This window comes from Acinetobacter sp. TR11, assembly GCF_027105035.1.
Taxonomy (GTDB): Bacteria; Pseudomonadota; Gammaproteobacteria; order Pseudomonadales; family Moraxellaceae; genus Acinetobacter.
In genome coordinates this window covers 1,120,971-1,136,718 of sequence record NZ_CP114256.1, presented here as the reverse complement: position 1 = coordinate 1,136,718, position 15,748 = coordinate 1,120,971, and the positions used below count along the sequence as shown (strand labels likewise).

Annotated in this window: 11 protein-coding genes; 9 read left to right on the top strand and 2 right to left on the bottom strand. The window is 37.9% G+C overall.

The window, feature by feature from the left end; genetic code table 11:
* Positions 1 to 59 precede the first annotated feature (59 nt).
* The 5 genes from metF (at position 60) to O1450_RS05485 (ending at position 8,419) form a co-directional block, all read left to right on the top strand.
* Entirely contained in the window at positions 60 to 896 is an 837-nt protein-coding gene (gene metF / locus O1450_RS05505; RefSeq protein ID WP_269229994.1) for a methylenetetrahydrofolate reductase [NAD(P)H], read from the top strand.
* A gap of 21 nt (positions 897 to 917) precedes the next feature.
* A complete protein-coding gene (locus tag O1450_RS05500; RefSeq protein ID WP_269229993.1) occupies positions 918 to 1,640 on the top strand; it encodes a 16S rRNA (uracil(1498)-N(3))-methyltransferase in 723 nt (240 codons plus the stop codon).
* Positions 1,641 to 1,755: 115 nt separating this feature from the next.
* Positions 1,756 to 4,632: an EAL domain-containing protein gene (locus O1450_RS05495; protein WP_269229992.1), complete on the top strand. Its 2,877-nt coding sequence runs from the start codon at positions 1,756 to 1,758 to the stop codon at positions 4,630 to 4,632.
* 192 nt (positions 4,633 to 4,824) lie between these two features.
* The gene (locus O1450_RS05490) at positions 4,825 to 7,095 is read left to right on the top strand and encodes an NADP-dependent malic enzyme (protein WP_269229991.1); all 2,271 of its coding nucleotides are present in this window, start codon (positions 4,825 to 4,827) and stop codon (positions 7,093 to 7,095) included.
* A gap of 97 nt (positions 7,096 to 7,192) precedes the next feature.
* Entirely contained in the window at positions 7,193 to 8,419 is a 1,227-nt protein-coding gene (locus O1450_RS05485; protein ID WP_269229990.1) for a multifunctional CCA addition/repair protein, read from the top strand.
* Positions 8,420 to 8,493: 74 nt separating this feature from the next.
* Here the strand turns inward: O1450_RS05485 and tsf are convergent, their stop codons facing one another.
* On the bottom strand, positions 8,494 to 9,372 hold the full coding sequence (tsf, locus tag O1450_RS05480) for a translation elongation factor Ts (RefSeq protein WP_004661274.1): 879 nt from the start codon (positions 9,370 to 9,372) through the stop codon (positions 8,494 to 8,496).
* A gap of 137 nt (positions 9,373 to 9,509) precedes the next feature.
* Complete coding sequence (gene rpsB / locus O1450_RS05475) at positions 9,510 to 10,262, bottom strand: 30S ribosomal protein S2 (RefSeq protein ID WP_004661273.1); 753 nt, start codon at positions 10,260 to 10,262, stop codon at positions 9,510 to 9,512.
* 222 nt (positions 10,263 to 10,484) lie between these two features.
* Between rpsB and map the strand changes: the two genes are divergently transcribed.
* From map to O1450_RS05455, 4 genes are all read left to right on the top strand, one after another.
* Positions 10,485 to 11,309, top strand: a complete 825-nt coding sequence (gene map, locus O1450_RS05470) for a type I methionyl aminopeptidase (protein WP_004661270.1) — start codon at positions 10,485 to 10,487, stop codon at positions 11,307 to 11,309.
* A 194-nt stretch (positions 11,310 to 11,503) separates the two neighbouring features.
* Entirely contained in the window at positions 11,504 to 12,559 is a 1,056-nt protein-coding gene (locus tag O1450_RS05465; protein ID WP_269229989.1) for an OmpW/AlkL family protein, read from the top strand.
* A 389-nt stretch (positions 12,560 to 12,948) separates the two neighbouring features.
* Positions 12,949 to 14,298, top strand: coding sequence for an MFS transporter (locus O1450_RS05460; protein ID WP_004661267.1), 1,350 nt, complete (start codon positions 12,949 to 12,951; stop codon positions 14,296 to 14,298).
* Between the two features lie 90 nt (positions 14,299 to 14,388).
* On the top strand, positions 14,389 to 15,603 hold the full coding sequence (locus O1450_RS05455; protein WP_269229988.1) for an alginate export family protein: 1,215 nt from the start codon (positions 14,389 to 14,391) through the stop codon (positions 15,601 to 15,603).
* Positions 15,604 to 15,748: the final 145 nt, after the last annotated feature.

The window sequence follows — 15,748 nt, the reverse complement described above, 5'->3', positions numbered from 1 at the left end:
GTTTGACGGACTGCCCTTTTTTCTAAAATAATGTCTAAGCGATTAAAAAAGGATTTGAAATGACGAAACGTGTTCCTATTTCTTTTGAATTTTTCCCGCCAAAAACTGATGCTGGCGCTGAAAAGTTACGTATCGTTCACCAAGAACTACAGCGATTAAACCCAGAGTTTTTCTCAATTACCTATGGTGCTGGTGGTTCTACTCGTGAACGTACTTTAGCAGCCATAAATGATTTTAATGGCAAAGGCACGCCCGTCGCCCCTCACCTTTCTTGTATTGGTGATGATAAAGCGCGTATTGCCGAGCTCTTAGATTTATATAAATCACAAGGGATTGACCGCATCGTAGCATTGCGTGGCGATTTGCCTTCAGGTCAAGTTGGCCTTGGCGAATTACCTTATGCTCAAGATCTTGTTCGCTTTATCCGTGAACATTCAGGTGATCATTTCCATATTGAAGTTGCTGCTTATCCAGAAATGCATCCGCAGGCTGATAGCTTTGATGCTGATATTAAGCGCTTTGTAGAGAAAGTGAATGCAGGCGCGAACGCAGGGATTACCCAATTTTTCTTTAATCCAGATGCTTACTTCTATTTTATAGAAAGATTGGAAAAAGAAGGTATCAATATTCCCGTTGCACCTGGCATCATGCCAATTACCAATGCAAGCAATTTAATTCGCTTTGCCGATGGAACTGGTGCAGAAATTCCGCGTTGGATTCGCAAACAACTTGCTGCTTATGGTGATGATAGCGAAAGTATTAAAGCCTTCGGCCATGAAGTGATTGTTAAACTTTGCGAACGTTTAATTGCTGGCGGAGCACCGACCTTACACTTTTACTCAATGAACCAAACAGAGCCAACTCGACAACTCGTTGTTGATCTTGGTTTAAACTAATTTGTACGAGCCTTACCCAGCATGAATCGTTTTTATATCGAAACAGAATTAAATACCGGCAATACGATTGAATTAACAGAATCGGTATTTCATCACTGGGTACGAGTGCTTCGTGCAAAAGAGCAAGATCAAGCCATCTTTTTCAATGGAAAAGGTGGTGAATATATCGTAACACTTACTGAAATTAATAAGAAAAATGCTTTTGTTTCTATTGATCAATTCAACCCTATAGATCGAACAGCACCTGTTAAAGTAATTTTAGGTCAAGTCATGAGCAAAGGTGATCGTATGGATTATGCGATTCAAAAAGCCACTGAACTTGGTGTCACAACTATTCAATTATTGACTAGTGAACGTTGCGAAATGCGGTTAAGATATGAACGTGATCAAAAGAAATTAGATCATTGGCAGTCAATTGCGATTGCTGCGTGTGAACAATGTGGAATGAACAAAGTTCCAAATGTTTTAGCACCAATTAGTTTAACCGATTGGGTAAAATCGGCACAGCTACCACAATCACGTTTTGTGTTAGCGCCAAACAAAGACCAAGAAAATGTGGTACTAAATAGCCATCCTGATTTAGCCCTATTGATTGGTCCAGAAGGTGGTTTAAGTGAAGCAGAAATTGATGCTGCTAACCAAAATCATTTTCAAAACTGGTGTATTGGAGATCGGGTTTTAAGGACTGAAACCGCTCCAGTTGTAGCTTTATCAATTTTAAATTATCACTTTTCAACCAAATAAGGTATTTGCATTGCTTTCCATCTGGTTTAACGGTAATTTAAAATAAAACTATATCGTGCTTACAAAAAATAATGATTGTACGCATAGATAAATAATGAAAAGGACTATTCTTTGTATGCTCGGGGCTCATGAAAAAAATTTGCCGCAATTTGTTTATACGGATCAAATTAACTATACGAATCATGTACGTCTATTTATATTGAGTGTGTTTTTCATTTCTCTCTTAGATTATGTTTTATTTGGATTTTTTTATTCTTTTAGTACAAATATTTTTACGACTTGGATGAGTATTTGCCTGAGCATTTTATTTTGCTTTTATTGTATTTGTCATTTTTCGATAAAACATTATTCATCTGTTAGGTTTGCACATAAGACACGTATCGCTTTTCAAATTATTTGCTTTTTCACAGGATTATTACTGGGTATCAGTACGATTATCATCAATTATTTTTTGATCAAAGATGTACCAAATTTATCTGGTTCCCATATTTTAACTTTAACAGCACTACTACTTACCTCCTCACATATTATTGCTCTGACCTTTCTTACCCAGCATGTTAAATATTTCTTTTTATTTTTTATTCCAAGTATTACCCCATTAGTTTTTTCTCAAATTTTACATCGTGACCAAGAACATACGCTTTTTTATCTTGCTTATTATTCATCTTTCTTTGCGACATTTTTATGTGCGCAAGCAACTTTTAAAATTCACCAACGTTTATACCAAGTTTTAGAAAAAAATAAACAATTGGTCGATGTAGCTGAACAACACAATCAATGGACCGAAGAACTTTGCCAACAATTACAACGTGAAGTGAATAAATCGAAAGATATTGAAGCTCAATTACAATTTAACAATCATTTATTAGAACAAAAAGTTCGCGAGCGTACTTTTGATTTAACAGAAATAAATAATAGTTTGCAGGAACATCGTCAAAATTTGGCTTTTGCACATGAAACTGCGGGTATTCGACCTTGGGAATGGAATTTAGAAAATAACACTGTTGGGATTACCAATTCTCATTGTAAAGAAGTAACACGTGATTCTGAGAATCACTATTCGTTGCTGCATAAAATCGTACATCCTGATGATGTTGAACGTGTTAAAAATACACTTTACAAACACCTATGCGGCCAAACTAAACGTTACGAAGAAACTTTCCGCATTAAACGACCGAGTGGTGAATGGGTTTGGATTCATGATGTTGGCCAAGTCATTTTAAGAAATCCTAAAGATGAGACCCCCCTACGCATGGTCGGTATTCATCGTGATATTAACCAAGAAAAGAAAGACCAAGAACGATTAAAATTAGCAGCGAGTGTATTCGAACAAGCTTCAGAAGGTATCTTTATTCTAGATGATAGCTTCCACTATCTTGAAGTTAATCCTAAATATGAACAATTAACGGGTTTAGATAAACAGTTCATATTAGAAAAACAACTTTTTGAGATTACTAAACAAAATAAACAGCATCATCATAATTTTCATCTTTCTATCCTTGCTACTTTGCAAGAAGAACATGAGTACGAAGGTGAGTTTCAGGAAACTTATCTTTCTGAAAAATCATGTTTCCTTTGGATCCATATGAACGCTGTAAAAGATGAATCAGATCGTGTGATTAATTATATCGGGATTGTCTCTGACCAAACTGAGCGTAAACATCAAGAGCAACGTTTATCATATTTAACCAATTATGACACCCTGACCGATCTACCTAATCGCTTCTATTATCACCAGCAACTGCATCAATATTTGGTTAATGAGGCTTCAATACAAAATTTAGCAGTTATCCGACTCAATATTGACCGTTTCCGTGCCTTGAATGAATTACTCAGCAATCAAGCGGGTAATGAACTTTTGAAGCAAGTGGCACAACGTTTGCGTATCAGTAATATTGATGCACTTTTAGTCTCACATTTAAGTGCAGACGATTTTGTAATCATTTATGAAATGTCACCGTTACATCCGCCAATTAATCAGTTATGCAGTAATATTGTTGAAGCTTTTAGCAAACCCTTTTATATCGCTAATCAAGAGTATGTGGTCAGTATTTCGATTGGAGTTGCGATTTACCCTGAACACGGTCGTCAAGTTGACAACTTAAATACCCATGCAGAGCAAGCCTTAACAGAAGCCAAACGCTTAGGTGGAAATACAATCCGCTATTATTCTAGTGAGCGAACTAACTTCGTCGTTAAACATACTGATTTAGAGCTTGACTTGAGAAAGGCGATTCAAAACAATGAACTCGTTGTATATTACCAGCCAAAGATCACTGCTCAGAATTGTCAAATTAATGGATTTGAAGCACTCATTCGTTGGAAACATCCAACGAAAGGTCTAATCATGCCCGATATTTTCATTCCTTTAGCAGAAAGTACCAGTCTAATTTCTGATATTGGACGATTTGTCTTGTATGAGGCAGCGAAACAGTTACAAGAATGGCAAAAACTAGGTTTTACGAACATCCACATTGCTGTAAACATTGTTGCTCAACAAATTTTGCGTGGTCAGTTATTGCATGATATTGATGCCGTACTCGATCAATACTCTATTACAGGTGAAAATTTAGAGTTAGAAATTACCGAGTCAGCATTTTTAGAAAATACTGAGAGTGTTAAAACAATTTTGTGTGCATTGAAAGAACGTAATATTTCAATTGCACTGGATGACTTTGGCACAGGCTATTCTTCTCTGGCTTATTTAACTGAATATCCAATTGATATTTTAAAGATTGATCGTGCATTTATTTCGAAAATTGGTAATCCAAAACAAGATGCGATTGTTAATGCCATGATTGCCATGGGTAAAACAATTGGCTTAAAAGTTGTCGCTGAAGGCGTTGAAACAGAACAGCAATGTGAATATTTGAAACGACAAAACTGTGACATATTACAGGGTTACTTATTTGCCAAACCCTTAACTGCCGTACATGCAACTGAATACTTACAGCAACATATGCGTCTAGCAATTGCAAGATATTCCAGTTAAAACCATATTTTGAGCTTTTTGGCAGTTTAATTTACACCCAATATAAATTGTCAATAAGCCTATACGTTCAGTGAAAATAAGCTTTTTTGACTGGGCGAAAACATGAACTAGTGCTATATTCTTGTGCACTTATCTTAATATAATCATCAGCCATGTATATGCCTGATTATTATCGGAACAATCGAGACTCAGATGGACGATCAATCTTTAAAAGAAGCCGCTTTGTATTACCATGAATTTCCTACACCTGGAAAAATCAGCGTGACACCGAGTAAGCAACTCGTAAACCAACGAGACTTAGCGCTTGCGTATTCTCCTGGTGTTGCTGCTCCGTGTCTAGAAATTGAACGTGACCCTTCTGCTGCTGCAAAATATACAGCACGTGGAAATTTGGTTGCCGTCGTGAGTAATGGTACAGCCGTGCTTGGTTTAGGAAACATTGGTCCTCTTGCTTCTAAGCCTGTTATGGAAGGTAAAGGTGTTCTATTCAAGAAGTTTGCTGGTGTTGACGTATTTGATATTGAAATTGCGGAAAATGATCCAGACAAAATCGTTGATATTGTTGCTTCATTAGAACCAACTTTTGGTGGTATCAATCTAGAAGATATCAAAGCACCAGAATGTTTCTATATCGAGAAGAAACTTCGTGAACGCATGAAAATTCCTGTGTTCCATGATGACCAACATGGTACAAGTATTATCGTAGGTTCAGCGTTATTGAATGCTTTACAACTCGTTAATAAAAAAATTGATGAAATTAAAATCGTTGCATCAGGTGCTGGTGCTGCTGCATTGTCATGTTTAGATTTACTTTGTGCATTAGGCGTAAATAAATCGAATATTATTGTAGCTGATTCTCGTGGGCTTTTAACAACTTCACGTGAAGGACTTGATGAATCGAAAAAACGTTACATTCAAGATATTTCTGCGACTCAATTACATGAAGTAATGGCTGGCGCAGATATGTTCTTGGGTCTTTCTGCAGCGGGAATTTTAACCAAAGAAATGGTTAAAGAAATGGCTGAAAACCCAATTATTTTTGCACTTGCAAACCCAGACCCAGAAATCTTACCTGAACATGCGCACGAAGTTCGCCCAGATGTGATTATGGCAACTGGTCGTTCAGACTATCCAAACCAAGTAAACAATGCACTTTGTTTCCCATATATTTTCCGTGGTGCACTCGATGTCGGTGCTACAACGATCAACGAAGATATGAAAATTGCTTGTGTACATGCGATTGCACGTATGGCACATATTGAAGCAGATGCTGCGACTTACGGTGAAAAATCTGCATCATTTGGTCGTGAGTACTTGATTCCTCGTCCTTTAGATCAACGCTTGATTTTAGAAATCGCACCTGCGGTTGCTAAAGCTGCAATGGATTCTGGTGTTGCGACACGTCCAATTGAAGATTTCTCTGTATATCGTCAAAGACTTTCTGAGTTTGTATATAACTCAGCATTCTTAATGAAACCAATTTTCTCGCAAGCAAAAACTGACCCTAAACGTATTGCATATGCCGAAGGTGAAGATCAACGTGTATTACGTGCAGTTCAAATCGTAGTTGATGAAGGTTTAGCTAAGCCAGTCTTGATTGGTCGTACTGCTGTGATCGAAGACAACATCAAAAAGCTTGGTTTACGTTTACAACATGGCGTAAACATCGAGATTGTCGATCAAGAAAACAATCCTTTATATGATGATTTCTGGAAAGATTATCACCAGATTATGCAACGCAAAGGTGTAACTGTTGAATACGCACAACGTGAGGCACGTCGTCGTTCAACCTTAATCGCCGCATTGCTAGTTAAGTTTGGCAAAGCTGATGGTATGCTATGTGGTACTTATGCGAGCTACGATATCCATTTAGATTTCGTTAAAAACGTGATCGGTTTAAAAGATGGTCGTAGTACATTCTTTACACTCAATGCATTAATGCTTGAAGATCGCAACTTGTTTATTGCCGATACTTATGTAAATACCAATCCAACTGCTGAACAACTTGCAGAGATGACTATTTTAGCAGCCGAAGAAGTGCGTCGTTTTGGTATGACCCCTCGTGTCGCTTTACTGTCTCACTCAAGTTTTGGTAGTGATCAAGTTGATCCAAGTGCTCAGAAAATGCGTGAAGTTTATCGTTTACTTTCTGAACAAGCTCCAGAACTTGAAGTTGAAGGTGAAATGCATGGTGATGCTGCATTAGATGATAATATTCGTCATTTTGCATTCCCAAACTCACGCTTTAAAGGTTCAGCAAACTTGTTGATTATGCCGAATTTGGATTCTGCAAATATTTCATTCAACTTGTTAAAAGCAACATCTGGTAACAATGTAACAATCGGCCCTATTCTTTTAGGTGCTGCAAAACCAGTACATATTTTAACACCGACTGCGACAACTCGCCGTTTAGTGAATATGACAGCTTTAACTGTTGCTGAAATTCAGCAAAGCCAAAACTGATACAATTTAAGCATAGCTTTTAACATTAAAAGCTATGCTTAGTGCTTGAGAAAACCTCTATTCTGTAGCATGATTGTGTGAAGAATAGAGGTTTTTTATGCAAGTTTATTTAGTAGGCGGTGCTGTTCGAGATCATTTACTCGGTCGCCCCTATCATGAAAAAGATTATGTTGTGGTTGGAGCAACACCTGAACAATTATTATCTGAAGGCTACCAACCCGTTGGAAAGGATTTTCCTGTATTTCTTCATCCAAAAACAAAAGAAGAATATGCACTAGCACGTACTGAAAGAAAATCAGGCATTGGTTATCACGGATTCCAATTTTTTACTGATACCACTGTTAAATTAGAAGAAGATTTAATTCGCCGTGACTTAACGATTAATGCAATGGCAATGGATGAAACTGGACAAGTTTATGATCCATATGGTGGTCAAAAAGATCTTGATCAGAAAATCCTACGCCATGTTTCAGATGCATTTACAGAAGATCCCTTACGTGTGCTACGTGTTGCTCGCTTCGCTGCTCGTTATGCCAGTTATGGATTTGAAATTGCAGAAGAAACTTTGCAATTAATGAAAAGGATTGCCAATTCAGGGGAACTGAATGCTTTAACACCTGAACGTGTATGGAAAGAGACTTCTCGTGCATTGATGGAAGATCATGCAGATGTCTATTTTCAAACGTTAAGAGATTGTGATGCGCTAAAAGTACTGTTTCCTGAGATAGATGCGTTATTCGGTATTCCACAACGCCCAGAGTACCACCCTGAAATAGACTGCGGTATTCATACATTAATGGCGCTAAAACAAGCTTGTCAAGCCAACTATGGACTAGATGTACGTTTTGCTGTCTTGGTGCATGATTTAGGGAAAGCACTTACCCCAACTGAGGAATTACCACGGCATATCATGCATGAGGAACGTGGATTAGAACCCGTTACAAACGTTTGTGAACGCTTGAAAGTTCCCACATATCTTAAAAATTTAGCTTTGATTGTTTGCAAAGAACATCTGAAATGCCATCAAATCAAAAATTTGAAACCTGGTACTGTATGGCGTTTACTACAGCGCTTGGATGTTTTACGAAAACCAGAAAAAGTCATTGCTTTTGTGCAAGCTTGTGAATGTGATGCTAAAGGTCGATTAGGTTTAGAAGATCGTCCTTACCCACAAGCACAGTATATTCTGGATGCCATGGAGATTGTTCGGAATATTAGAGCACAGGATTTACCTGAACATATTCAAGGTGCAGAAATTGGTGAAATGCTGATTCAGTATCGAATTGAAGCCTTAGCAAAATTTAAAGCACAGTATGGTGAATAGTTTTAAAAAATTAACATAAATAAAAACCCAGTCGTAATGACTGGGTTTTTTAACTTTTACTGATTCAATATAAATTATTGAGCAGCAGCAGCTTGAGCAGCAGCAACTTCGTCAGCAAAGCTCATTTCAGCTTTCTTCTCAATACCTTCACCTACTTCGAAGCGAACGAATTGAGCTACAACTGTACCAGTTGCTTTTAATACATCAGCAACTTTCTTGTCGTTATCGATAACATACATTTGACGATCAAGCGCAACTTCGTTCAAGTATTTCTCAACTGAACCAGTTACCATTTTCTCAACGATGTTTGCAGGCTTGCCTGATTCTAATGCTTTCGCTTCAGCAATTTCTTTTTCTTTAGCGATCAAGTCAGCAGAAACTGATTCAGCATTTACAGCAACTGGGTTGAACGCAGCAACGTGCATTGCAATACCTTTACCAGTGTCAGCATCACCTGTGTAAGAAACAACAACACCGATTTTTAAACCGTGCTTATAAACAGCCAAGTTTTCGCCTTCAACGATTTGAGCACGACGAACTTGAATGTTTTCACCAATTTTTTGAACAAGTGCAACACGAGCTTCTTCTACAGTTGCGCCATCTTCAAGCTTAAGTTCAGCAATTTTTGCAGCATCAGTTTCATTTGCAGCAAGTGCAGCAGCAGCAACTTTATCAGAGAAGTTTTTGAAGTTTTCGTCTTTAGCAACGAAGTCAGTTTGACAGTTAACTTCAACAAGAATTGCTTTATTACCGTTTTGGATGATAGTGATCGCACCATCAGCAGCAATGTTACCTGCTTTTTTAGCAGCTTTTGCTTGACCTGATTTACGAAGGTTATCAATCGCAAGTTCAATGTCACCGCCTGCTTCTGTTAATGCTTTTTTGCATTCCATCATTGCAAGACCAGTACGGTCACGTAATTCTTTTACCATGCTTGCAGTAATTGCAGTCATGTTGATCTCCTAAAATCGGTAGAAAATAAATCTGTTCAACAAAAACGGCCCAAAGAAACTCTGGACCGTTTGCAATCTCGACGCTTAATTTGCCACCATTACATGTCGCAAAAATGACAAGCTTGCGTCAAACCGCATTAAGCCTCAGAAGCGTCTTTTGCAGCGTCATCGCCTTTAGCTTGTGCATTCGCTTGTGATTGAGCATATTCTTTACCAGCAAGAATTGCATTTGCCATAGCTGATGCATATAAAGTTACTGCACGGATCGCATCGTCATTACCAGGAATAACATAATCAACGTTATCTGGGTTAGAGTTTGTATCAACGATACCGATTACAGGAATACCTAAGTTTTTCGCTTCTTTGATTGCAATCGCTTCGTGATCAACGTCGATTACAAATAATGCGTCAGGTAAACCACCCATGTTTTTAACGCCGCCTAAAGCACGTTCAAGTTTTTCCATCTCACGAGTACGCTCTAAAGCTTCACGTTTAGTAAGCTTAGCAAAAGTACCATCTTGAGATTGAGTTTGAAGATCTTTTAAACGGTTGATAGATTGGCGAAGTGTTTTCCAGTTCGTCAACATACCACCTAACCAACGGTGATCTACATAAGGTTGACCAGCACGTTGAGCTTGTTCACGGATGATGTTAGAAGCAGCACGTTTAGTACCAACGAACAATACTTTGTTCTTTTTGCTTGCAAGATTGTTAACAAAGTTCAAAGCATCATTTAACGCAGGAACAGTGTGCTCAAGGTTGATGATGTGAATTTTGTTACGCGCGCCGAAAATATATTGACGCATTTTTGGGTTCCAAAAACGAGTTTGGTGACCAAAGTGTGCGCCTGCTTGAAGAAGGTCGCGCATGCTTACGTTGTAATCTGCCATTTTCTTTACCTTAAAGTTTGGGTTAGGCCTCCATATATCCGCATTCTCCACCTATTGCTAGGCACCCAGAGTAATGTGTCGATATATGTGCGGATTTTTGATAACTATTCATCAATTTTTCGCACAACTTTTATAAGCAAAATTGTCACGAAAAGCATTTGATAAAATAGGCGGCTATTTATACCATAGACGCTTGTAAATTACCAAAAGTTTTTAGAGATCATGAACACGACTTATACAGCTCCTCGTCGATTAATCAAAACGCCCGAAGAAATTGAAAAGATGCGTGTTGCAGGAAAACTGGCGGCTGAAATTTTAGACATGATTAAGCCGTATATTAAAGCAGGCGTAAATACCCTAGAACTTGATACAATTTGTCGTAATCACATTGAAAATGTACAACAAGCAATTCCAGCATGTGTTGGCTATGGCGCTGCACCTGGTCGCCCAGCATTTCAACATTCGATTTGTACTTCGGTTAACCATGTCGTTTGTCATGGTATTCCCTCTGAAAGTAAAGTTTTAAAAAATGGTGATATTCTCAATATTGATGTAACAGTCATTAAAGATGGTTATCACGGCGATACCAACATGATGTATATCGTTGGTGGAGAGACTTCTATTCTTGCGAATCGTCTCTGCCAAGTTGCACAAGAAGCCATGTATCGTGGTATGGCTACGGTTAAACACGGCTCTTATCTTGGCGATATTGGACATGCAATCCAACAATATGTTGAGTCTGAACGTTTTAGTGTTGTGCGTGAATATTGTGGTCATGGTATTGGCAATGTCTTCCATGATGAACCACAAGTTTTACACTATGGTCAGAAAGGTACGGGTATGCGCTTAGAAGCAGGCATGACCTTTACCATTGAGCCAATGGTCAATGCAGGGGTTTGGCAAACAAAACTTTTAGGTGACAAATGGACTGTCGTTACTAAAGACCACAAGCTTTCAGCTCAGTATGAACATACCATTTTGGTAACAGAAACAGGCATCGAAGTACTTACTGCTCGCCCTGAAGAAGATTTATCTCGTTTTATGTAATTTATTTCGTTAAATAAAAGCTACTTCGGTAGCTTTTTTTCATATTCATAATTTCTTCATCAATTCATCTAAATCAAACAAAAGTCTTCATAAGCATAACAATTATAAATTTTAACTAAACAAACCATTTAGTAAAAAGGTTTATTTTAAGGGGAATAAAAAGTTCCTTATAAATCGGACATGGAGTCCTCACTATGAAAAAACACATCCTTTGTGTTGCTATAGGTATTGCTGCAACCCTACCCACTATGAGCTTTGCGGAGTCACCTTATTTTAGTTTAAAAGATGGTGATGGTTTCAAACGTTTCTCTCTTTCGGCTGGTTGGTTACATGCCATGCCACAAGGTTCTGCAAATCCTATTAATATCAATACGACTGTAGCTGAGGGAACACAATCTAAAGTAGGTGATGTGTCTAAACAAGCCGTACTAGATGCAGCAGTCAAAGATTCCAATCCAATCGTTTACGACGCGATTAATTTATGGCCAACCGATACTGTATCGGGTCTTGCAACAGGTACAGCTACCATTAAAGGATTATCCAACTGGCAAAGCCAAGGTACAGGTTTAGAAGCGGACAATGTAGATACCGTCGGTATTATGGCGAATTATCACTTTACTGATAATTTATCTCTAGAAATTAAGGCAGGAATTCCTCCAAAAGTTGATATTAAAGGGAAAGGTGACATATATGCACCATTGAGTGGATCAGCAAGTACTATTTTAGGTGATATTGACTTAAAACAGGATCTTCACATCACAGATCTGACCCAAGGAGGCAAAGCAGCAACTGCACGTGCTTGGCTACCTGCGGTAGAACTCCATTACCAGTTTGGTAAATCAGGCGTGAATAAATTCCGACCTTACGTTGGCGCAGGTGTAATGTATGCTTATTTTAATGATCTTAAAATGAACTCAGGCATAGAATCTGATTTAGTAAAAGCTGGCCACATGATCCAAAATATCCATGACGGCAAAGCAGGAGCTGCCTTAGATGGTAAGACATCATCAGCAGATCCTATTGTCAAATTGGAAGCGACTGATACTTTTGCTCCGATTGTCACAGTAGGCGCAACTTATGATTTCAATCCGAATTGGTTTGCCGTTGGATCAGTTTCTTATTCAAAAATGAATAATGAAGCAAAAATCTATGTGACTGACCGCAATACAGGTAAAGAGTTGATCCAAGCAAATACTAAAATTGATATAGATCCACTCATTACTTATTTAGGCGTTGGCTATCGTTTTTAGATAAAACTTTTAAAAAAACAGCTTCGGCTGTTTTTTTTATTTATCGCCACCTTTTAAATCATCATGCATAAAAAACATGCACCAATTGCAATCATTTTCGAAATAATGAAGAAACATGAATATCAATAAAGCATATGAGATTCATTGATAAATAGCATCCATCAATACAAATAATATTGTAAATATAATTATATATTAATAATTATAGAGTTAATTTTAAATTTTGATCAAATTTACTCTTTGGCACACTCCTTGCTTTTAAAAATCATCATGAATCAACGACGATTCATAAAAATTTGCTGGCGGCCAATGAAGTCCGTTCTGTTCGGTTTGTGTATGCAGAAATATTGCATAGCAAAAATATATTTCGTTCAGTTCAGGGGAAGGTTATGTCTTCAAAAATGAATCTAAATGCGAAGAAAGCAACTGAAATAAAATTATTTAGCTTTTCAACGCCTGCCATGCGTGCTTTTCATATGACTTGGCTCGCATTCTTTGTATGTTTCTTCGCTTGGTTTGCTTGTGCACCATTAATGCCAGTCATCAAAGGTGAATTTAATCTAACCAAAGACCAAATCGCAAACATCAATATCGCTGCGGTTGCAATCACAATTCTGATCCGTCTGATTGTTGGTCCACTCTGTGACAAATATGGACCACGCAAAACCTATACTGCTCTTCTCATTGTTGGCAGTATCCCTGTTTTCGGTGTTGCTGCTGCAAATACCTACGAATCTTTCCTATTCTTCCGTCTCTTAATCGGTGCAATTGGTGCGAGCTTTGTCATCACCCAATATCACACCAGTGTCATGTTTGCACCGAATGTCGTCGGCACAGCCAATGCTGCTTCTGCAGGTTGGGGAAATGCGGGTGGAGGTGCAACACAAGCAATCATGCCATTAATTCTCGGTGCAATTGTGATGTTTGGCGTTGAACAAGCAATGGGTTGGAGAATTGCGCTGCTTGTACCAGGCATTATGATGGTAATTGTTGGTGTACTTTATTGGAAACTTACACAAGACTGTCCTCAAGGTGATTTTAAAGAATTACGTGCGAATGGCGTAGAAGTTGGTAGTGGTAAGAAAGGTGGTGTTGCTATCTTGATGCAAGCTGCTCGTAACTATCGTGTTTGGATTCTATTTGTTTCTTACGCAGCATGTTTCGGTATCGAAATCTTCATTCATAACATTGCGGCAATGTACTATGTCGACCACTTCAACATGGGCTTAAAAGAAGCAGGTTTAACTGCGGGTATCTTTGGTCTACTTGCCTTATTCGCTCGTGCTTTAGGTGGAATTGTTTCAGATAAAGTTGCGATTTCAAAAGGTTTAGATGGTCGTACAAAAGTATTATTTATTCTTATCTTATGTGAAGGCTTGTTCCTCATTCTCTTCTCACAAATGAATACTGTAGCTCTTGCTATTATCAGTATGACTGTCTTCGCGCTATTCACGCATATGTCTTGCGGAGCAACTTATGCTTTAGTTCCTTTCATTGACCGTAATGCACTTGGTGGTGTGGCGGGCATTATTGGTGCTGGTGGTAATGTTGGTGCGGTTGCAGCAGGCTTCCTACTTAAAGGCTTACTAGATGTTCAAACTTGCCTCATGATTTTAGGTGGTCTTGTAACTGTGGCCGCTTTCGGTGTCATTCTCATCCGCTTCTCTGTAGAACATAAAACGAAAGAACAACAACTGTTTGACCAAGCTGTGCTTGAACGCAACTCTGTCACCTCTTAATCATCATTCACTTAGTGCGGGGAAACTTACCTTTCCCCTGCACAATATCTAAATTAAATCCAGAAATTATAATCTCTCAGGGGTCTCAATATGAAATTGAATCTTCTTAGCTTTGCTATGCTTAGTGTTTTAACAACTACGACATTTGCTGCAGATAACTTTTTAAGCCAAACTAAATTTTCTCTCGATAGTCGCCTACGTTATGAGCTGGTTGACCAAGATAACCAACTAAAAAATGCTGATGCTTGGACTTTGAGACTACGCCCTTCACTGGAAACTGGCTCTTGGCATGGCTTAAGTGCATTTGTACAAGGAGAAGGCACTGTCGAAATTAATGATCATTTCAATAGTACACGTAATGCTGAAATAAACTACAGTACAGTCCCTGATCCTCAAAACCTACAATTGAATCAAGCTTATTTAAAATATGCTTATAGTCCAAAGTTTGATTTAAGTATTGGTCGTCAAGCTATTAATTTAGATAATCAGCGCTTTGTAGGCTCCGTAGCTTGGCGTCAAAATGATCAAACCTTTGATGCGATTAGTTTAAATATTAAACCTTGCAAAGAGTTTGGTTTGTATTATGCCTATATTGATCAGGTCAATACTATTTTTGGTAGTGAAGATGCAAAACCTAAATTTGTAGCAGCCCAAGATGGTAAACAAAACAGTCAAATTCATTTAATTCAAGCTAAAATGAATTACAACCCATTGTTAAACGCAACAATATATGGGTATTTGATGGATTTCGAGGATTTAAGTGCTTGGTCAAATCAAACCTATGGCTTACGCTTAACAGGTAAGAAAAACAATTTTAGATACGTTGCTGAATATGCCAAACAAAGTGAATATGCTGAGCAACCTATAAATTATGATGCAGATTATTATGCATTAGAATTAGGTTATAGCATCAAGGATAAAGGCTCAGCACTGGGTGAAATCGCACTTGGCTATGAAGTACTTGGTAGTGATGATGGAAAAATTGCATTTCAAACCCCATTGGCGACTAAACATAAGTTTAACGGATGGGCTGACTTATTCTTGACAACGCCTGTGAATGGTTTGACTGATTTGTACATTTCATCAAGTTTTAATGTATTTGGTAAAGGTAAATTAGGCACTGAACTACATCAATATCGTAGTGATGAAAAAAATATGGATTATGGTCAAGAATTCTCTATTTCTTATTCTCATGCTTTGCCTATTAAAGGTTTGTCTGCCCTAGCAAAAATCTCAGATTATCAAGCGGAAGAGTTTTCTGTAGATACTCAAAAGTTATGGCTGCAAATGGATTATAAATACTGATATTGAGTCGTTGTAATTTAATTATAAAAAAACTGTCATCAAATCATCAAATTTCGATGATGTAATGAAAAATAAAAAACTCCAAAATTTGCAAAAAGCTTGCTGATCGACCTTTATCAGCAAGCTTTTTTCTTTTCATAAATAA